This window comes from Candidatus Delongbacteria bacterium, from assembly GCA_041675285.1.
Lineage (GTDB): Bacteria > CAIWAD01 > CAIWAD01 > CAIWAD01 > CAIWAD01 > CAIWAD01.
The window spans coordinates 242,445-259,085 of sequence record JBAYTZ010000004.1 but is presented as its reverse complement, the minus strand read 5'-3'; the positions used below and the strand labels follow the sequence as shown (position 1 = coordinate 259,085).

Sequence of the window (16,641 nt, the reverse complement as noted above, 5' to 3'; positions counted from 1 at the left end):
GCGCCGCCGGACTCCAACCCGACAAACCGAATCAGGGGAGTCAGCATGTCCGCACCGCTTCGCACCCTCCGCGCCAGCCTCCGTCGTCGGCTGCTGCCGGCCGCCGCCGGCCTGCTGCTCCTGTTGTCCGGCGCCGCCCAGGCTCGGCCGGACCTCGCCCGCCTGGACGAGATCGTGCGCAGCTACGTGGACAGCGGCGAGTTCATGGGCGCCGTGCTGGTGGCGCGCGGGGACAGCGTCTGGCTCAGCCGGGGCTACGGCAGCGCCAACCTGGAGTGGGGGATTCCCAACGCCCCGGACACCCGCTTCCGGCTGGGATCGATCACCAAGCAGTTCACGGCGGTCGGCGTGCTGGCGCTGGTGGAGCAGGGCCGCCTGAACCTGGACGATCCGATCGGCACGTGGCTGCCGGAGTCGCCCAAGGCCTGGAAGGCGATCACCCTGCGGCACCTGCTCACGCACAGCTCGGGCATTCCCAGTTTCACGGACCTGCCGGACTACCAGGCCAGCAAGGGGACGGCGAGCACGCCGGAACAGCTGGTGGCGCGCTTCCGCGACCTGCCCCTGGAGTTCCAACCCGGCGAGCGGTTCAACTACAGCAACTCGGGCTACGTGCTGCTGGGCCATCTGATCGAGCGGGTCAGCGGCCAGTCCTACGCCGATTTCCTGCAGGAGCGGCTCTTCCGCCCAGCGGGTCTGCAGGACACGGGCCAGGACTCCAACCGGCGGGTGCTGGCTCGGCGCGCGGCCGGCTACGAGCGCGGCGCGCAGGAACCCGTCAACACGGACTTCATCCACATGAGCGTGCCCTTCTCCGCCGGGGCGCTCTATTCCACCACGGAAGACCTGCTGCGTTGGCAATTGGCCCTGTACGACGGGCGGCTGCTGGGGCCGGACGCCCTGGCCGCCCTGCTCACCCCGCACCTGGACGACTACGCCCTGGGCGTCATGGTGCACGTGGTGAACGGCCACCGGGTGGTGGAGCACGGCGGCGGCATCGAGGGCTTCAACACGCACCTGGCTTGGTATCCCGACGAGCGGCTGAGCGTGATCGTGCTGGGCAATCTGAGCGGCCCGGCTCCCGGGGACCTGGCGGGCAAACTGGCCGCCGTGGCCTTGGGCGAGACGGTCACGCTGGCCCGCGAGCGCCAGGAGGTCGAACTGCCCACCGAGGTGCTGCAGCAGGTGAGCGGCAGCTACGAGCTGCGCACGGACTTCCTGATCGACGTGTTTCTGAGGGACGGTCAGCTGATGACCCAGGCCACGGGCCAGGAGGCCTTTCCGCTCTTCGCCGAATCCGCCTCGCTGTTCTTTCTCAAGGTGGTCGACGCCCAGTTGGAGTTCCAGCGCGACGCCGCGGGCCGGGTGACGGGAGCCGTGCTTCATCAGGGCGGACAGGCGATTCCGCTGAAGCGGCGGTAGTCGCACACTTATGAACCATGATGGACCCAGCCGGGGAGACCTGCAGCATGTCGCGCTATTCCTACGAGACCGTGGAAGTGGAAGCCAGCCTGTGGACCAGCGAGCCCAAAGGGCTGGAGACCACCCTGAACGAGTACGCCGCCCGTGGCTGGCGGCTGGCCCACATCCTGCCGCCCAACTCCGGCGGCCTCTCCAAGTACATCCTGATCTTCGAGCGCGCCGTGGCGTGACCTGGCCGATCTCCAAAACGCCGTTGATCACGGCCATGGTCGTGCGGGTCTCCCGAGCAACCGCTTGACTCCAAACCGACCGTTCGGTATGTTCATCCCATGAGTCGAACCGCCCACAATCCCGAAGCCACCCGCCGCGCCCTGCTGGAGAGCGCCGCGACCCAGATCCACCGGCTGGGCTTCCAGGCCACCAGCCTGGACGCCATCCTGGCCGAGACCGGCGTCAGCAAGGGCGCGCTCTACCACCACTTCGCCACCAAGCACGACTTGGGCCTGGCCGTGGTGGACGAAGTCTACCGCACGCCCTTCCTCGACGAGTGGCGGGCCGGGCTCAGCCAGGGCGGGGATCCGCTCACCGACCTGCTGGTGCTGCTGCGGCGCAAGCGCGACCAGGCCTCGCTCTGCACGGTCCAGCACGGCTGCCCGCTCAACAACCTGGCCCAGGAGCTGGCCGGCCTGGACGAGGAGTTCCGTCGGCGCATCGAGGCCGTGATGCGGGACTGGCGCCTATTGATCCAGGACGCCCTGGAGCGCGCCCGGCTAGCGGGACTGCTGCGCCCGGGCGTGGATCCGGCGCGCGAGGCGGCCTTCGTGGTGGCCGTGGTGGAAGGCGCCACGGGCACGGCCAAGACCGCGCAGGATCCGCAGCTCTTCGCCGACACCCTGGCCACCCTGGAAGAACACCTGCTGGCTCTGCGCCTGCGCAGCGCCTGATCCGCCCGGCCCGCTTGCGGGCCGTTGGCGGATTCGCCATCAAACCAACCGGTTGGTTTGATAACAAGACCGCGACGTGAACAAGTCAATCATAACCAGGAGCACCCCATGAGCACGCTTTTCGAGAGCCTCGACCTGAACGGACTCAACCTGGCCAACCGCGTGGTGATGGCCCCCATGACCCGCTGTCGCGCCGACGCCGAGCATCAGCCCACGGCGCTGATGGCCGAGTACTACGGCCAGCGCGCCGGCGCCGGACTGATCATCACCGAAGGCGTCTCGCCCTCTCCCAACGGGCTGGGCTACACGCGCATTCCGGGCCTGTTCACGGCCCAGCACGTGGCCGGCTGGCGTCCGGTGACGGAGGCCGTCCACGCCCGGGGCGGGCGGATCTTCGTGCAGCTGATGCACACGGGCCGGGCCAGCGTCCAGGTGAACATGCCCGCCGGCGCGCGCGTGCTGGCCCCCTCCGCCATCACGCTGGACGGCGAGATGTGGACCGACGCGGCGGGCCTGCAGCCCTACACCACGCCCCAGGCGATGTCGGCGGAGGAGATCCTCGCGGCCTGCGCCGAGTTCGCCGACAGCGCGGCCCTGGCCGTGGAGGCGGGCTTCGACGGCGTGGAGCTGCACGCCGCCAACGGCTACCTGATCGAGCAGTTCCTCAACACGGCCAGCAACCAGCGCACGGACGAGTGGGGCGGCAGCGTGGAGAACCGCGCCCGCTTCGCCCTGGAGACGGCCCGCGCCGTGGCCGCCCGCATCGGCGCCGCCAAGGTGGGCATCCGCCTGTCGCCCTACGGCGCCTTCAACAGCATGCAGGCCGACGCCGACACCGACGCGCTCTATTCCCTGCTGGCCCGCGAGCTGGGCGCCCTGGGACTGGCCTACGTGCACGTGGTGGATCACAGTTCCATGGGCGCGCCCGCCGTGCCGCAGGAAATCAAGGACGTCATCCGGCGCAACTTCGGCGGCGTGGTGATCCTCTCCGGCGGTTACGACCTGGCCCGCGCCCAGGCCGAGCTGGCGGCGGACAAGGGCGAGCTGGTGGCGTTCGGCCGGCCTTTCCTGGCCAACCCGGATCTCGTGCGGCGGCTGCGCGAGGGCCTGGAACTGGCCCAGCCCGACTTCGACAGCTTCTACACGCCCGGGGAGAAGGGCTACACGGACTATCCCGCCCTGGCCTGATTCGGCCAAGGCTCCCGGCGGGCGCCGCGCGCGTCCGCCGGGCCTCCCCCTGCCGCCACGGCGGCCAAAGACCTATCATCGTGACGACAACGAAAGGCCGTCCCATGCGAGTCCTGCTCTTCGGCGCCACCGGCATGGTGGGCAGGGGCGTCCTGCTGGAGTGCCTGGACGATCCCGCGGTGGACGACGTGCTGGTGATCGGCCGCCGTCCCTGCGGCCTCGCCCACGCCAAACTGCGCGAACAACTGCAGTCTGATTTCCAGGATTTCAGCACCTTGGGCGGGCAGCTGCAGGGCGTCGACGCCTGCCTTTTCTGCCTGGGCGTGTCCGCGGCGGGGTTGAGCGAGGCGGAATACACGCGTCTCACGCTGGACCTGACCCTGGCCGCCGCCCGGGCCGTGCTGGAGCAGAGCCCCCGGGCCGCCTTCTGCTACGTGTCCGGCCAGGGCACGGACTCCACGGAGCGCGGACGGCTGATGTGGGCGCGGATCAAGGGGCGCACCGAGAACGCGCTGCTTGGGATGCCCTTTCGCGGCGTCTGGATCTTCCGGCCGGGCCTGATCCAGCCGCTGCGCGGCGTGCGCTCGCGCACCCGCCTCTACCAGGCCTTCTACAGCGGTCTGGGCTGGAGCCTGCCCCTGCTGCGGCGCTGCTTCCCGCGGCAGATCACCAGCACGGTGGATCTGGCGCGGGCCATGTTGCGCGCGGCCCGCGAGGGCGCGCCGGAGTCCGTGCTGGAGACGTGGCGGATCAACGAACTGGCCCGGGCGGAGAGCGCCCGCCGCAACGACGGCAAGCAAGGAGCCTGAGGCATGCAATTCATCGTCAGCGCCTGGGACGGCACGGACTCCATGGCCCTGGAACGGCGTCTGGCCGCGCGTCCCGCCCACCTGGAACTGGGTCGCCGGCTGCGGGCCGCAGGGAGCCACCTCTACGGCGTGGCCCTGCTGGACGAGTCCGGCCGCATGGTGGGCTCCGTGATCATCGCCGAGTACGCGTCCCGCGCCGAGTTGGACGCCTGGCTGGCCGAAGAGCCCTACGTGACGGAGAAGGTCTGGGAGAAGGTGGATGTGCGCGCCTGCCGGGTGGGGCCCAGTTTCGTGGATCCGCCGGCGGCCGTCTGACCCCTCACATGTGTCACAGACCCTGAATCGGGAGGCAAGATGTACGATTCGCCCCGCACCCTGCGCCGCTCCAGCGACGCGTTGATCGCCGGCGTCTGCGGCGGCCTGGCCGAGCACCTGGGCTGGCCGCCCAACCGCTTCCGACTGGGTTACGTGCTGGTCTCCATCCTCAGCGTGGCCTTTCCAGGCATCCTGGTCTACCTCTTCCTCTGGTTCGTGATGCCCGGACCCGAGAGCCGCTGACCGGAAGGCCCGCAACCTGAAATCAGCCGAACAGGACCCATGGAAGACTTCAGCCACCTGCTCCAGGCCACGCTCACGCCCGTGGCGCTCATCTCCGGCGTGGGTCTGCTGCTGCTCAGCATGACCAACCGCTACAACCACGCGCTGGACCGCATCCGCCACCTGCTCAAGGAAAAGCAGGCCCAACCGATGGCGGACTGGCGCAAGGTGGACCTGTCCATCGGGATCATCTACGGGCGCTGCAAGATCATGCGCAAGGCCATCCTCTGCGTGTCCAGCAGCATCGTCTCCAGCGGCGCCATGATTTTCGCCACGGCGCTGGAGGGCCTGGGCGGCCTGGAACTGGGCTGGCTGAAGGCCCTGCTCCTGATGGTCTCCATCGGTCTGGTGGTGGTGGCCTCCATCCTCTTCGTGATCGAGGTGGGCTACTCGCTGCGGGCCATCACGCTGGAGATCGAGCCCGGACTGCCGGCGAACACAACCCGGGGAACCGAATGAGCTGGACCCTGCGCCTGCCCGCCGACCGGCCCTGGTTGGAACTGACCTATAGCGGCCTGGTGTCCCGGGCCGAACTGCACGAGGCCCTGCAGGCCGTGCTGGAGCTGGTTCCCCAGCTGGAGCACCTCCTGCTGTTCGCGGATTGCCGCGACCTGGAAGGGGGCCATTCCCCCGTCGACCTGCTGCAACTCATCGAGCACATCGATGCGCTGCCGCTGACCAAGCCCTTCCGCGAGGCCATCCTGATGCGGGAGGGGCGGGCCGCGGAGGCCGTGCACTTCTACGAGATGGCCTGCCGGAACCGGGGCATCCAGGTGCGGGTCTTCGAAGAACGGTCGGCGGCCGAGGCCTGGCTGGAACTGCACGCCCAGCCCCCCGAGCGCTGAGTCCGGCGTTCCGGCCACGCGGCTCCGGACGCCCACAACAAGCCAAATCCAAGAGGTGTGAGACATGAAGATCGGCGTACTAGGATCCGGCGTGGTGGCCCGCACCCTGGCCGCGGGCTTCCTGCGGCACGGCCACCAAGTGTGTCTGGGCACGCGGGACACGGGCAAGCTGGCGGACCTGCAGGCCGCCCAGCCCGGCCTCGAACTGGGCAGTGTCTCTGCCGCGGCGGAGTTCGGCGAGCTGCTGGTGCTGGCCGTGAAGGGCACGGCGGCGGTGGCGGTCCTGGAATCCGCGGGCGAAGAGCGGCTGGCGGGCAAGGTGGTGCTGGACGCCACCAATCCCATCGCCGACCTGCCGCCGGAGGGCGGCGTGCTGCGCCTGTTCACCGAGGAGGGCGAATCCCTGCTGGAGCGCCTGCAGGAGGCCTTTCCCGCCGTCCGGCTGGTGAAGGCTTTCTCCTGCGTGGGCAGCGCGCTGATGGTCAACCCCGAGCTGCCGGGCGGCCCACCCAGCATGTTCATCTGCGGCGACGACCTTAAGGCCAAGGAGAGCGCGGGCCGGATCCTGGCGCAGTTCGGCTGGCAGAGCGTGGACATGGGCGACGTGCGCGGCGCCCGGGCCATCGAACCCCTGGTCATGCTCTGGTGTCTGCCGGGTTTCCTGCGCGGCGAGTGGAGCCACGCCTTCAAGCTGCTGGCGTCGTGACCGCGGCGGCCCACCGGCACGCCGGAGGCGCGGAAGGCCTCAGTCGGCGGACTGGGCCAGCAGATCTTCGCCCATCTGCGTGATCGCCTCGAAGCAGATCCGCGCCCCGTCCAGGGCCGCGGGCCAGGCGCTCTCGGGCAGGGCCTCGTCCAGCGCGGCGCGGAAGGCCTGCCAACGGACGGGCTGGGCCTCGCCGTAGGGGTCCAGGTTGCGTGTGCCCTCCACGCCCGGCAGGTTGTAGGCGACGCGCAGGCCGCGGGCCATCATGCGCGAGCCGTTGCTGCTGCCCTCGAGCACGTAGAGCGCACCCAGCAGGGCGGCCGGCGGGTCGTCGGGCAGGCTGGCGAGCTGGGCCAGGAAGCGCTGGGTGGCCGCGCCGGGCTCCGCCAGGATGGTCCGCTCCAGGCTGAGCAGATCCTGCTCCAATTGCACGCTGCGGCGCCGGTCCGGGGCCGTCAGCTCGCGCCAGGCCGGGGAGTCCCAGTTGAGCCACAGTCGGGCCTCCAGGGCCTTGTGGACGGCGCGCAGCTGCTCCAGCCAGCGCACGTACTGCTCCAGTGGTAGTTGGCCAGCGAACAACAGGCGCTGGAAGTGGGCGCCCTCCGCGCGGCGGTGATGCTCGGCGGTCTGCTCGCGCAACAGCAGCGCCAGTCCTCCCGGTCCCCGGACGCTCTCCGGCGCAGTCAGGCCCCGCAGCCCTTCCCCGCGATCCACATGGGAATCAACAGCCATGACACACCTTTCAACATGAAAAACCAGAATCCCACCCAGCCGCCCCGGCGAATCCAGCGCTGCAAGGCCATGCCACAACCTCCATCTGACCGGCTCAATATGCGGCATCGGGATTTGTTAGACAAGGCTAACTTTGGGAAGGCGGGGCGAATCAGCCCACGCGGGTGTCCAGCAGGAGGGTCACGGGTCCGTCGGCCAGCAGGTTGATGTCCATGTGCTCGCCGAACACGCCGCGCGCCACCGGCAGACCCGCCGCGAGCAGTCCTGCCGCCAGCTGGTCCAGGAGGGTCTGGGCCTGGGCGGGAGCGGCCGCGGCGCCGTAGTAGGGGCGCCGCCCCCGCCGGGTGTCGGCGTGCAGGGTGAATTGACTCACCAGCAGCAACTCACCGGGGCTGTCCGGGGTCCCCGTGACGTGCCGGCCCGCAGCGGCGGAATTCATCTCCAGCAGCGAGAGGTTCATCACCCCGCCGGCGTCGGGAAAGAGGCGCAGGTGCGGCAGCTTGCCCAGCAGCTGGAGCACGTCTGCCGGTCCGTCGCTGTGCTCCACGCCCACCAGCACCACCAGGCCCCGCCCGATGGCGGCCCGGTGTCCGCCCGCGCAGGTGATCTCCGCCTTGGCCACGCGCTGCAACAGGGCCCGCATGCCGACCTCCCGTCTGTGACCCGGCGTCCTGCCCGGCCTGTCGCAAGGTCCAGGATCGGCGGCAGGGGAGCAAGCGGATTTCCGGGCGCCGCGGGCCGGGACTAAAGACGGGCCACCGGCGGGACGATGTAGGAGGGGTCACCCGTCCGGACCTGTTGGGAAGCCAGGTCCGCCAGGGCGGGCGACAGTTGGATCACCCTTTTCTGCTGTGGCGGGCGCCCGCGGTTCCACAAGACCGGCGGGCGCTCATTTTATGTGGCGGAGCGCAGCTGCCGGGCCAGCCGCCAGCGCGCCAGCGCGCCGTAGACCAGCAGCTGGCCGGCCAGCAGCAGCAGCTCGGGCCGGATGTGGCGCAGGCCGGCCCCGGTCTGGGTCACGCGGACCAGGGCCTGCAGATAGGGCGTGCCGGGCAGCAGGCGCGCCAATAGAGCCAATGGGGCGGGCATGGCCTCCAGCGGCCACGAGGTGCCGGAGAGCAGTAGCAGCGGATAGGAGCTGAAGACGAAGAGCTGCAGCACGGCCAGTCGGTCGGGCAGCCAGGAGGCCGCCAGCCAGCCCAGGCAGGCCAGCGTCGGCAGGAAGAGCAGGGTCAGCAGCAGCAGGGCGGCGGGACTCCCCGCCTGGCCCAGCCCGTAGAGGCGCACGGGCACGGCCTGGATGAACAGCGCGTGCCCCGCGTACACGACCAGGACCGGCAGCAGCAAGCCCGCCAGCGCGGCCAGCGGCCGGCCCCCGGCCCGCCGGGACACCTCGGCCAGCCCGCCCGAAGCGCGCAGGCCGCCGGCCAGCAATCCCACGGCGATCAGCAGGGTCTGCTGCAGGATCAGGCCCAGCAGCACGGGCAGCAGAAAGTCCCCGTAGGCGTCGCGCTCGTTGAAGAGCGGCCGCTGCTCCAGGCGCAGGGGATCCGCCCGGCTGGGCAGCTGGTCCGCCCCGGCGCCCCGGGCCCGCCAGCCTTTCATCACCACCCCCGTCCCCAGCGTTCCCACCACTTCGCCCACGGCGCGGTTGACGTCGTTGGCGGGCAGGAAGCGGCTGGCGTCGGTCCACAGCTCCACCTCCGCGGCCTGCCCGGCCTTCAGGCGGGCGGACAGCCGCCGGGGAATCCAGAGTACGGCCTTGACCTGCCCGCGCTCCAGCTCCAGCCGGGCCTCCTCGCCGGACGCCGGCGTGCGGGTCACGGCCAGCATGGGGTGGGCCTCCAGGCCGCGGACCAGGGTGCGCGAGAGCGCGCTGCGGTCCAGGTCCAGCACGGCCAGCGGCAGATCGGCCTCCACCTTGTGCAGGTAGGCGCTGCCGTAGAAGAACAGGTAGAAAAGCGGCGAGACCAGCGCCACCAGCAGCCACTCCCGGTCCCGGAGCAGACCCCGTGTGACAGCGCGCTGCACGCTCCAGCTCTGGCTCCACCCATTCACCGGGCGTCCTCCCGCAGCGCGGCCCCACGTCGCAGGCCCCACAGGCTGGCGCCCCAGCCCAGGCCGGCGAAGCCCAGCAACTGGAGCAGCGGCCCGGCCAGCGTGCCCGCTCCGGCGCCCTTCTGGTACAGGGCGATGAAGCCCTCCAGAAAGGGCGTGCTGGGCAGGAGCCGGGCGAAGACGCGGTGCAGGACGGGCATGGCCTCCAGCGGAAAGGTGTAGCCCGAGAAGATGAAGGCCGGCGTGCCCAGGAAGACGGCCGCCTCCAGGGCCAGCAGGCGCGAGGGCAGCCAGAGTCCCAGCGCGCAGGCCAGGCCCAGCGTGGTCCACTGGAAGAGGACCAGCCAGCCCAGCAACAGGGGCCAGGGACTGCGGGACCCGATCCCGAACAGCGGAAAGACCAGCGCCAGCAGCAGGACGGCCAGCAGCGCCTGGCGCAGCAGGTGGGGCAGGGCCTTGCCCAGCAGCGCGGGAAGCGGACGGTCGCCGCCCGCCCGCAGCAGATCCGGCAGGGTGCCCCGGGCCCGTTCGTCGGAGCAGGCCCCCACGCCGTCCAGCAGGGCCAGCATGAAGAGCAGGGCGCCCAGCAGGCCGGGCACCAGGAAGAACTCGTAGTCCGTGGCGGGATTGTGGAGGCTGCGCGCGTCCAGCCGCAGGGGCTGCACGCGGGTCGCGGCGGACGCGCCCGCCCCCAGGGCCTGCTGCCGCCGCAGCGCGATTCCCAGGGACAGCGTGCGCAGGGCCGCGCTGCCGTCCTTGAGCAGCAGGTTGCCCACCACCAGGTTGGACGTGTTGCGGTAGAGACCCACCCCGGCGGGCCGGCCGGCCTGCAGCGCGGACATGGTGCCCGCGGACAGTTCGAACAGGCCCAGGATGCGCCCGGCGCGCAGGTCGTCCAGCCCCTCCTCCAGGCTGGCGACGGAGCGGGTCACCGCCAGCGAGGGCGTGGCGTCCAGGGCCCGGACCACCTGGCGCGACAGGACGCTGCGATCCAGGTCCAGCACGCCGACAGGCAGGTCCCGTGCCTGGTGCCGGGCATAGAGGGCGCCCAGCAACAGGAAGAGCAGCAGCGGCGCCAGCGCCCAGCCCAGGTGGCCGGGACGCAGGCGCGCCTCCTCCCGCCGGACCACGCGCACCAGATCGCGGAGCGCCGGGCGAAGCGGATTCACCAGGCCAATCTCACGCTCATGCCCGCCCGCAGACCGGCCAAGGCCGTGCGCGGACGCAGCTGGACCTCGAAACTGCGCAGGTCCAGATCCCCCTTGCGGCTGGTGGAGCGCCAGGTGGCGAAGTCCGCCAGCACGGCCACGCGCGTGACCTCGAACTCGGCGCGGCGGCCGCCCAGCGCGGGCAGGCTGCCCGTCACGCGCCGCCCGCCGGCGGCCCCCTGCAGTTGGTCCTCGCGCAGTTGCAGCACGACCCAGACATCCGTCGTGTCCACCAGCGTGACCACGGGCACGCCCGTGGCTGCCAGCTCACCCGCGTCCAGCACCAGCGAGTGCACGCGCCCCGCCCGGGGGGCCGTCAGCCGTGTCTCACGCTGATAGGCCTGGGCCTCGGCCAGCGCGTTGGCGGCCTGGTGGGCCAGGGCCCGCGCCGCCTCGATCTCCTCGTCCCGCGCGCCCTTGCGCACCAGATCCAGTTTGGCCCGGCCCGTCTCCAGCTGTTCGCGCGCCGCCCGGTACTTGAACTCCACCTCGTCGCGCTCCTGGGTGGAGATCACGCTGTCCGCGTAGACGGCCTGCACGCGCGACCAGGTCTTCTCGGCCAGTTCGAACTGGGCCCGGGCGCTCTCCAGCTGGCTGGCCATCGCGCGGATTTCCTCCGGGCGTGCGCCGCTGCGCGCCATCCGCAGGCGCGCCTCCGCCGCCTCCAGCAGCCCGCGGGCCTGTTCCACCCGCGCCTCGATCTCGTCGGAGCGGATCACGGCCAGCAGGCGGCCGCGCTCCACCCACTGCCCCTCCTGGACCAGCACACAGTCCACCCGGCCCGGAATCTTGGAGGCCACGTCGATCTCCGCCATCTCCACCAGCCCGACCTGATGGGGCGCTTCCCGCCCGCATCCGCCCAGGCACAGGGCCAGCGCCATGCCCGGAATCAGCCACGCACGTCGCGTCTTCATCGTTCCTCCCCACTCCGCCAGATCTCCACGAAGCGTTCGGGTTGTCCGGAGGCCGTCGTCAGCTCGGACAGCCCCAGGTAGTACTGCTGCAGCGAGGCGAGCCGCTCCAGCCGGATTTTCTCCTCCAGCAGCCAGGCGTCCACCACGTCCAGCGAGGTGCCCAGCCCCGTCCGGAAGCGGGCCTGGTTCAGGGCCAGATTCTCCCGCGCCAATCCGCCTTCGGCTTCCAGCCGCCGGTAGCGCTCTTCGGCGCTGCGCAGCTGGCTGTAGGCGCGCCGCACCCAGAGGTCCACCTGGCGCCCGGCCTGCTCGCGCAGGTCGTCCACCTCCCGCGTCTGGTGCCGGGCCTCCTGCAGCCGCGCGGCCTGCCGGAAACCCTGGAAGAGCGGGTAGTCCAGCCGCAGCCCCACCACCCAGCGCGGCTCCAGGGCCGAGAGGTCCTCGTCCAGCAGTTCGTAGCGACCCACGCCGGCCAAGCGCGGCAGCAGGTCGGCGCGTTCGGCCGCCACCTTCTGGCGCACGGCGGCCTGCTTGCACTCCAGCTGCGCCAGCAGGGGCTGACGCCCGCGAGCCGCCGCCAGCCAGGGATCCAGCGAATCCGCCAGGGCCCGGAAGCGCAGGCTGTCCACCAGCTCGAGCTCCGCGTCTGCGGCGCGGCCCAGCGCGTGGCGCAGGGCCTGCTCGGCCAGATCCAGCCCGCTGCGCTCGTCGAAGAGCTTGCGTTCGGCCTCCGCCACGGCCACCTCCGCCCGCATCACCTGCACGCGATTCAGCAGCCCTTCCTGTTGCAGGCGCCGGGCGTCCTCCCGGTGGGCGCGCATGCCCTCCAGCACGGCCTGCCGGACCGCGCAGGCCTCCCGCAGCAGCAGCACGCCCAGATAGGCCCGCAAGGCCTCGCCGCGCACGTCGGCGCGCGCGCGCTCCAGTTCGGCGCGGGCCGCCCCCGCCTCCGCGCGGGCCGCCCGGCGTCCGGCCAGCAGCTTGCCGCCCATGAAGAGCGGCTGCACGCCGCTCAGGCTGGCGCCATGGTTGTTTTGATCCTTGAGGACGGACTCGAAGGGCGGCAGCAGGCCCTCCAGTCCGGCGGCGAAGGTCTGCGCCAACTCGGCCCGCTGCCCGGCGCTCAGGGCCGGGTTGCCCTGCAGCAGCCCGTAGACGTTGGCGAACTCGGTCTGGTTGGCGGCCTGCAGCTGGATCATCGCCGAACGGATGGGGGACAGGTCGAAACTGAGGGGCGCGTCCAAGTGCTGATAGGTGGCTTCCAGCCGCAGCGTGGGCAGAAAGTGGCCGCGGGCCTGGCGTTCCGCCGCGCGCCGCTGCTCCACCCGCTCGGCGGCGGCCCGCACGGCGGGATGTCCGGCCAGCGCCTCGTCCAGCGCCTGCTCCAGGCTGAGCGGCCCGGACCAGGCGGCGTTCACCAGCAGCAGGCCGGCCAGCGCAAGCAGGGGGATGGGTCGGCGCTTCATGCCTCCGTCCTCCGGGGCAGGAGGCCGCGCAGGAGCAGGTCGGGCAGGTGGGCCTTGATCCGGGCGCCGCTGCGGATCAGCGCGGCGGTGGGATCGGCCTCGCCCAGCGCATCGCCCAGCAGCTGGACGATGCTGGCGTCCAGCACGCGCAGCAGCAGCTGCGCATCCGAAACCTCCAGCTCACCCGCGCGCCGGGCCGCCGCCATCCGCGCCTCGAAGACCGGCAGCTGCCGCGCACGCACGCGCTCCACGGTGGCGGCCACCTCGGGCTGCCGCGAGCCGTGGGCCAGCTGGACCAGGCGGAAGCCCTCCGGCCGGGCCAGGAAGTAGTCCACGGCGCCGTGGATGATCGCCCGCAGATAGTCCGCGGGCCGGGTCTCGCCCGCCGCCTGACGGTGGATGCAGCCCAGCGCGTCCTCGAGCTGGTATTCCACCGCCGCCAGGAAGAGCTCGTCCTTGCCGCGGAAGTAGCGGTAGAGCGTGCCCTTGCCCACGCCGGCTTCCCGGGCGATGCTCTCCATGTCCACCAGGTGAAAGGGATCGAAGGCGAAGCGCCGGACGGCCGCGGCCAGCACGTGCTCCCGGCGCAGGGGTTGGGCGGATGGGGCGCGACTCATGGGCCCTCCATAAATGACTGACCAGTCAGTTCTAATAGAAAATTCCATTTCGTGTTATGCAAGCGGAGGGCGGGATTTCTCGGCCGGAAGGACACAGAAAACGGGCCGACTCGGCCGGGGCCGACGGCGCGCGAGGCTGGTTGCGCATTGATGTGGGGAAGCGGATGGGGATAAAAGCGCAAGTGGCTCAGGCTGGGATGCCTGAACCACTTGCAAACACACAGCTAAAAGAGGGGCAGTATCATGGCGGATGGTGGGCCGGATGACCGGCCAGGGCCCGCTCCACGGTGTGGATCAGGTCCGCCATCCCGAAGGGCTTGGGCAGGAAGGCCACGGCCCCCTGCTGCAGGGCCTGCTCTTCCTGCCAGACCCCCGTGAAGCCCGTGGTCAGGATCACGGGAATGTCCAGGTGCAGGTTGCGCAGTGCCTTCAACAGGCCCATGCCATTCAAGCGCGGCATTTGGATATCGCTGAGGATCAAATGGAAGCGTTCGCGCTCCATCCGACCCAGGCCGCTGATTCCGTCCGGGGCCTGACAGACCACATAGCCCACGCTGGACAGCATGTCGGCGATGATCTCGCCCAGCTCGCGGTTGTCTTCCAGCAGCAGAATCTTGGTCAGCAGGTTGCCCAGATGCCGGGGATGCGGGTGGATCAGATTGACGAAGCTGTTCAACACCTCCTGGGGGAACTGGGTCTCCAGTTCCGGCAGGCCGGGTCCGTCCAGACCGCCCGCATCCGTGAGAAAGAACAACTCGGCCACTTCCAGCAGCTGCAGCAGCCGCGGCTCCACGCTGTTCTCAAGCCAGGCGTAGTGCATGAAGCTGGCCGAATATAGCAAGCAAAAGCTGTGGAGGAAATCTCCCCCCGGTTCAAAGGAGATCCGCTGGACTTCGGCCCGGGTGTCCACGCTGAAATTCGGCTCGACTCCGCCCAGCCGCCGCTGCAAACCCGCCGCCAGAGCCGCCATGAACAGGGTGCCCTGGGCTTGTCCGCTCAGTTCGCCATTCATCAGCTGATAGGCGGAGTGCAGCTGCTCCACCTCGTCCCCCAGGCCGTCCAGGTAGGCCAGCGGCCGTCCCAGACAATCCTTCACGGAACGAAAGTGATTGGCGGCCAAAGCGAAAAAGGTGGAAGTCGGTTCCAGTCCGGCCCGGTACACCAACTCCAGACCCTTGATCCCCTCGCCCTCGGCGGGGAGGCCCTGGATGCGCTCAAACATGTGGATCTGGCTTGCTCACAGGCTGTAGATCGGCCAGCGGCCCGGCGGACTTAAACCCGGCGCACGAAAACGCGAGGGAAATCCTGGCCGCTTTTCTGATTGACCCGCCAGTCGGTCCCGGTCCGGTTGCGGCATGGTGGGGCATCCTCTACTTTGCAGCATCAAGATCCGAGGCCCGCATGCATTCCTTCTCCAATCTGCGCGTCGTGCAGCATCCGCTGATCCAGCACTACCTGACCCGCTTGCGCGATCGGGACACGCCGTCCGAGGCCTTTGCCAAGTGCGTGGAGCAGGTGGCCTCGCTGCTGGTGCCGGAGAGCACGCGGGACCTGGAACTCGAAGCGGTGACCGTACGCACGCCGCTGGAGGACTACGCGGGCGACCGGCTGGCCCATCGGCTGGTGCTGGTGCCCATCCTGCGGGCCGGACTGGGCATGGTGCCCGGCTTCAAGCACCTGGTGCCCGACGTGTCGGTGGCGCACCTGGGGCTCTACCGCGACGAGGTCAGCCTGGAGCCGGTGGTCTACTACAAAAAGCTGCCCGCCGACCTGCGCGGCCGGGATCTCATCGTGCTGGATCCCATGCTGGCCACGGGCGGCACGGCCTGCGCGGCCCTGCAGTACCTGAAGGAGCGCCAGCCACGCTCCCTGCGCCTGGTCTGCCTGCTGGCGGCTCCGGAGGGCGTGGCCCAACTGGAGGCCCAGCATCCCGACGTCCCCGTGGTGGTGGCGGCGCTGGATCGCGAGCTGAACGAACGCGGCTACATCCTGCCCGGCCTGGGCGACGCGGGCGACCGCATGTTCGGCACGGAATTCTAAGCCCCGTGTTCCGTCGCTCCAGCCTGCGCTTGCCCTCCTGCCTCTTGACGGGTCTCCTGCTCCTCCTGCTGGGCGGGGTCTCGGCCGCGGCCGCACCCGCGCCCTGCCGCCCGGACACGTCCTTCGTCCCCGCCATCAACCAGGCCGTGGAGGCCTGCATCCGCCAAGACTGGAACGGCGCGTTGCGCCGCATGAACGAGCTGGTGGTCCGCGAGGGCTGGCACCCCGCGCCCTGGTTCTACCGCGCCACGGTGTTCTCCTACCGCATGACCGACGAGGAGAGCTTCCGCTGGGAGGGCGCTTTCCTGGCGGACCTGGACTCCGCCGGCGTACGCATCCAGCGGCTGCGCGCGGCCAAGTCGCGGCGGGTGCCGGACTGCACGCTGCGCTTCCTGGAGGGCAGCATCCAGGCCTGGCGGGCCTACCACGCCGGGCGGCGGGAGAGCTGGCCCCCGGCCCTGCAGGCGGGCCTCTCCGCCTCGCGGACCTGGGAGGCGCTGTTGAAGGATTGTCCGGGCTGGGCGGACCTGGAGCTGGGCATCGGCAATCTGCGCTTCTGGACCAGCGTGAAGTTGCGCCGCCTGAATTGGCTGCCCTTCATCGAGGACCGGCGCGGCGAGGGTCTGGCCATGGTGGAGCGGGCCCGCCGCCTGGGTCGCTTCAGCCCCTGGCTGCCGGCCGCCAACCTGTGCTGGATCTATCTGGAACTGGGCCGACCCGACTCCACGCTCTCCATCTGCCGGCAGGCGCTGGAGCGTTTTCCCGGCAGCCGGCTCTTCCTCTTTCCCCAGGCCGAGGCCCTCGAGGCCCAGGGGCGGCTGCGCGAGGCGGACGCCGTCTACGCCGCCCTGCTGGCCAGCTTGGCGCAGGACAGCTGGCCCCAGCGGGTCAACCGGCTGATCTGTCTGGAGAAGCGCAGCGCGCTGGCGGAGCGGCAGGGCGACCGCCCGGCGGCCCGCCGCCTGGCCCGGGAAGCCCTGGTCCTTCCGCTGGAGGCTCCCGAGCGGCAACGGCTGACGGACAAGCTGGAGCGCCTGCGCCGCCGGGCCAGGCTCAAGTAGCCCGGCCCTTTCCGTCACCGCGCGTGGCGCGGAC

Annotated in this window: 20 protein-coding genes; 12 read left to right on the top strand and 8 right to left on the bottom strand. The window is 70.6% G+C overall.

Annotated features, from left to right (window positions below):
* The first annotated feature begins 45 nt into the window (after nt 1-45).
* The 10 genes from WC326_05990 to WC326_05945 all read left to right on the top strand — a co-directional run bounded on the left by WC326_05990 (nt 46) and on the right by WC326_05945 (nt 6,511).
* Nucleotides 46-1,422: a serine hydrolase gene (locus WC326_05990; protein MFA7330610.1), complete on the top strand. Its 1,377-nt coding sequence runs from the start codon at nt 46-48 to the stop codon at nt 1,420-1,422.
* Between the two features lie 47 nt (nt 1,423-1,469).
* On the top strand, nt 1,470-1,652 hold the full coding sequence (locus WC326_05985) for a DUF4177 domain-containing protein (GenBank protein MFA7330609.1): 183 nt from the start codon (nt 1,470-1,472) through the stop codon (nt 1,650-1,652).
* A gap of 99 nt (nt 1,653-1,751) precedes the next feature.
* Complete coding sequence (locus WC326_05980) at nt 1,752-2,366, top strand: TetR family transcriptional regulator C-terminal domain-containing protein (protein ID MFA7330608.1); 615 nt, start codon at nt 1,752-1,754, stop codon at nt 2,364-2,366.
* 108 nt (nt 2,367-2,474) lie between these two features.
* Entirely contained in the window at nt 2,475-3,554 is a 1,080-nt protein-coding gene (locus tag WC326_05975) for an alkene reductase (GenBank protein MFA7330607.1), read from the top strand.
* 104 nt (nt 3,555-3,658) lie between these two features.
* The gene (locus WC326_05970) at nt 3,659-4,363 is read left to right on the top strand and encodes an epimerase (protein MFA7330606.1); all 705 of its coding nucleotides are present in this window, start codon (nt 3,659-3,661) and stop codon (nt 4,361-4,363) included.
* A gap of 3 nt (nt 4,364-4,366) precedes the next feature.
* Nucleotides 4,367-4,678 (top strand): YciI family protein, encoded by a 312-nt coding sequence (locus WC326_05965; protein MFA7330605.1) that lies wholly within the window; start codon nt 4,367-4,369, stop codon nt 4,676-4,678.
* 39 nt (nt 4,679-4,717) lie between these two features.
* On the top strand, nt 4,718-4,921 hold the full coding sequence (locus WC326_05960) for a PspC domain-containing protein (protein MFA7330604.1): 204 nt from the start codon (nt 4,718-4,720) through the stop codon (nt 4,919-4,921).
* Between the two features lie 39 nt (nt 4,922-4,960).
* Nucleotides 4,961-5,419, top strand: coding sequence for a DUF2721 domain-containing protein (locus tag WC326_05955; GenBank protein ID MFA7330603.1), 459 nt, complete (start codon nt 4,961-4,963; stop codon nt 5,417-5,419).
* The gene (locus WC326_05950) at nt 5,416-5,805 is read left to right on the top strand and encodes a hypothetical protein (GenBank protein MFA7330602.1); all 390 of its coding nucleotides are present in this window, start codon (nt 5,416-5,418) and stop codon (nt 5,803-5,805) included. The genes WC326_05955 and WC326_05950 overlap by 4 nt, the downstream gene beginning before the upstream one ends.
* A 64-nt stretch (nt 5,806-5,869) precedes the next feature.
* A complete protein-coding gene (locus WC326_05945) occupies nt 5,870-6,511 on the top strand; it encodes an NAD(P)-binding domain-containing protein (GenBank protein ID MFA7330601.1) in 642 nt (213 codons plus the stop codon).
* A gap of 39 nt (nt 6,512-6,550) precedes the next feature.
* Here WC326_05945 and WC326_05940 read toward each other — a convergent pair whose 3' ends face one another.
* The 8 genes from WC326_05940 to WC326_05905 all read right to left on the bottom strand — a co-directional run bounded on the left by WC326_05940 (nt 6,551) and on the right by WC326_05905 (nt 14,728).
* A complete protein-coding gene (locus WC326_05940) occupies nt 6,551-7,243 on the bottom strand; it encodes a biliverdin-producing heme oxygenase (GenBank protein ID MFA7330600.1) in 693 nt (230 codons plus the stop codon).
* A 151-nt stretch (nt 7,244-7,394) separates the two neighbouring features.
* The gene (dtd, locus tag WC326_05935) at nt 7,395-7,886 is read right to left on the bottom strand and encodes a D-aminoacyl-tRNA deacylase (GenBank protein MFA7330599.1); all 492 of its coding nucleotides are present in this window, start codon (nt 7,884-7,886) and stop codon (nt 7,395-7,397) included.
* Between the two features lie 251 nt (nt 7,887-8,137).
* Nucleotides 8,138-9,301 (bottom strand): ABC transporter permease, encoded by a 1,164-nt coding sequence (locus WC326_05930; protein ID MFA7330598.1) that lies wholly within the window; start codon nt 9,299-9,301, stop codon nt 8,138-8,140.
* Nucleotides 9,298-10,470, bottom strand: coding sequence for an ABC transporter permease (locus WC326_05925; GenBank protein ID MFA7330597.1), 1,173 nt, complete (start codon nt 10,468-10,470; stop codon nt 9,298-9,300). Before WC326_05925 ends, WC326_05930 begins: the two co-directional genes overlap by 4 nt.
* The gene (locus tag WC326_05920; GenBank protein MFA7330596.1) at nt 10,467-11,423 is read right to left on the bottom strand and encodes an efflux RND transporter periplasmic adaptor subunit; all 957 of its coding nucleotides are present in this window, start codon (nt 11,421-11,423) and stop codon (nt 10,467-10,469) included. Before WC326_05920 ends, WC326_05925 begins: the two co-directional genes overlap by 4 nt.
* Nucleotides 11,420-12,889: a TolC family protein gene (locus WC326_05915; protein ID MFA7330595.1), complete on the bottom strand. Its 1,470-nt coding sequence runs from the start codon at nt 12,887-12,889 to the stop codon at nt 11,420-11,422. The genes WC326_05920 and WC326_05915 overlap by 4 nt, the downstream gene beginning before the upstream one ends.
* Nucleotides 12,886-13,506, bottom strand: a complete 621-nt coding sequence (locus tag WC326_05910) for a TetR/AcrR family transcriptional regulator (GenBank protein MFA7330594.1) — start codon at nt 13,504-13,506, stop codon at nt 12,886-12,888. The genes WC326_05915 and WC326_05910 overlap by 4 nt, the downstream gene beginning before the upstream one ends.
* 241 nt (nt 13,507-13,747) lie before the next feature.
* The gene (locus tag WC326_05905) at nt 13,748-14,728 is read right to left on the bottom strand and encodes a response regulator (GenBank protein ID MFA7330593.1); all 981 of its coding nucleotides are present in this window, start codon (nt 14,726-14,728) and stop codon (nt 13,748-13,750) included.
* A 179-nt stretch (nt 14,729-14,907) separates the two neighbouring features.
* Here WC326_05905 and upp point away from each other — a divergent pair, with 179 nt between their 5' ends.
* The gene (gene upp / locus WC326_05900; GenBank protein MFA7330592.1) at nt 14,908-15,546 is read left to right on the top strand and encodes a uracil phosphoribosyltransferase; all 639 of its coding nucleotides are present in this window, start codon (nt 14,908-14,910) and stop codon (nt 15,544-15,546) included.
* 5 nt (nt 15,547-15,551) lie between these two features.
* A complete protein-coding gene (locus WC326_05895; protein MFA7330591.1) occupies nt 15,552-16,607 on the top strand; it encodes a hypothetical protein in 1,056 nt (351 codons plus the stop codon).
* The last annotated feature ends 34 nt before the right edge of the window (nt 16,608-16,641 follow it).

Bases quoted from the DNA above. Each gene is read 5' to 3' on its own strand.
- WC326_05905 (MFA7330593.1), bottom strand. From the start codon at position 14,728: ATGTTTGAGCGCATCCAGGGCCTCCCCGCCGAGGGCGAGGGGATCAAG.
- WC326_05990 (MFA7330610.1), top strand. From the start codon at position 46: ATGTCCGCACCGCTTCGCACCCTCCGCGCCAGCCTCCGTCGTCGGCTG.
- WC326_05910 (MFA7330594.1), bottom strand. From the start codon at position 13,506: ATGAGTCGCGCCCCATCCGCCCAACCCCTGCGCCGGGAGCACGTGCTG.
- WC326_05975 (MFA7330607.1), top strand. From the start codon at position 2,475: ATGAGCACGCTTTTCGAGAGCCTCGACCTGAACGGACTCAACCTGGCC.
- WC326_05945 (MFA7330601.1), top strand. From the start codon at position 5,870: ATGAAGATCGGCGTACTAGGATCCGGCGTGGTGGCCCGCACCCTGGCC.
- WC326_05940 (MFA7330600.1), bottom strand. From the start codon at position 7,243: ATGGCTGTTGATTCCCATGTGGATCGCGGGGAAGGGCTGCGGGGCCTG.
- WC326_05950 (MFA7330602.1), top strand. From the start codon at position 5,416: ATGAGCTGGACCCTGCGCCTGCCCGCCGACCGGCCCTGGTTGGAACTG.
- WC326_05920 (MFA7330596.1), bottom strand. From the start codon at position 11,423: ATGAAGACGCGACGTGCGTGGCTGATTCCGGGCATGGCGCTGGCCCTG.
- dtd (MFA7330599.1), bottom strand. From the start codon at position 7,886: ATGCGGGCCCTGTTGCAGCGCGTGGCCAAGGCGGAGATCACCTGCGCG.
- WC326_05960 (MFA7330604.1), top strand. From the start codon at position 4,718: ATGTACGATTCGCCCCGCACCCTGCGCCGCTCCAGCGACGCGTTGATC.
- WC326_05915 (MFA7330595.1), bottom strand. From the start codon at position 12,889: ATGAAGCGCCGACCCATCCCCCTGCTTGCGCTGGCCGGCCTGCTGCTG.
- WC326_05980 (MFA7330608.1), top strand. From the start codon at position 1,752: ATGAGTCGAACCGCCCACAATCCCGAAGCCACCCGCCGCGCCCTGCTG.
- WC326_05955 (MFA7330603.1), top strand. From the start codon at position 4,961: ATGGAAGACTTCAGCCACCTGCTCCAGGCCACGCTCACGCCCGTGGCG.
- WC326_05970 (MFA7330606.1), top strand. From the start codon at position 3,659: ATGCGAGTCCTGCTCTTCGGCGCCACCGGCATGGTGGGCAGGGGCGTC.
- upp (MFA7330592.1), top strand. From the start codon at position 14,908: ATGCATTCCTTCTCCAATCTGCGCGTCGTGCAGCATCCGCTGATCCAG.
- WC326_05985 (MFA7330609.1), top strand. From the start codon at position 1,470: ATGTCGCGCTATTCCTACGAGACCGTGGAAGTGGAAGCCAGCCTGTGG.
- WC326_05965 (MFA7330605.1), top strand. From the start codon at position 4,367: ATGCAATTCATCGTCAGCGCCTGGGACGGCACGGACTCCATGGCCCTG.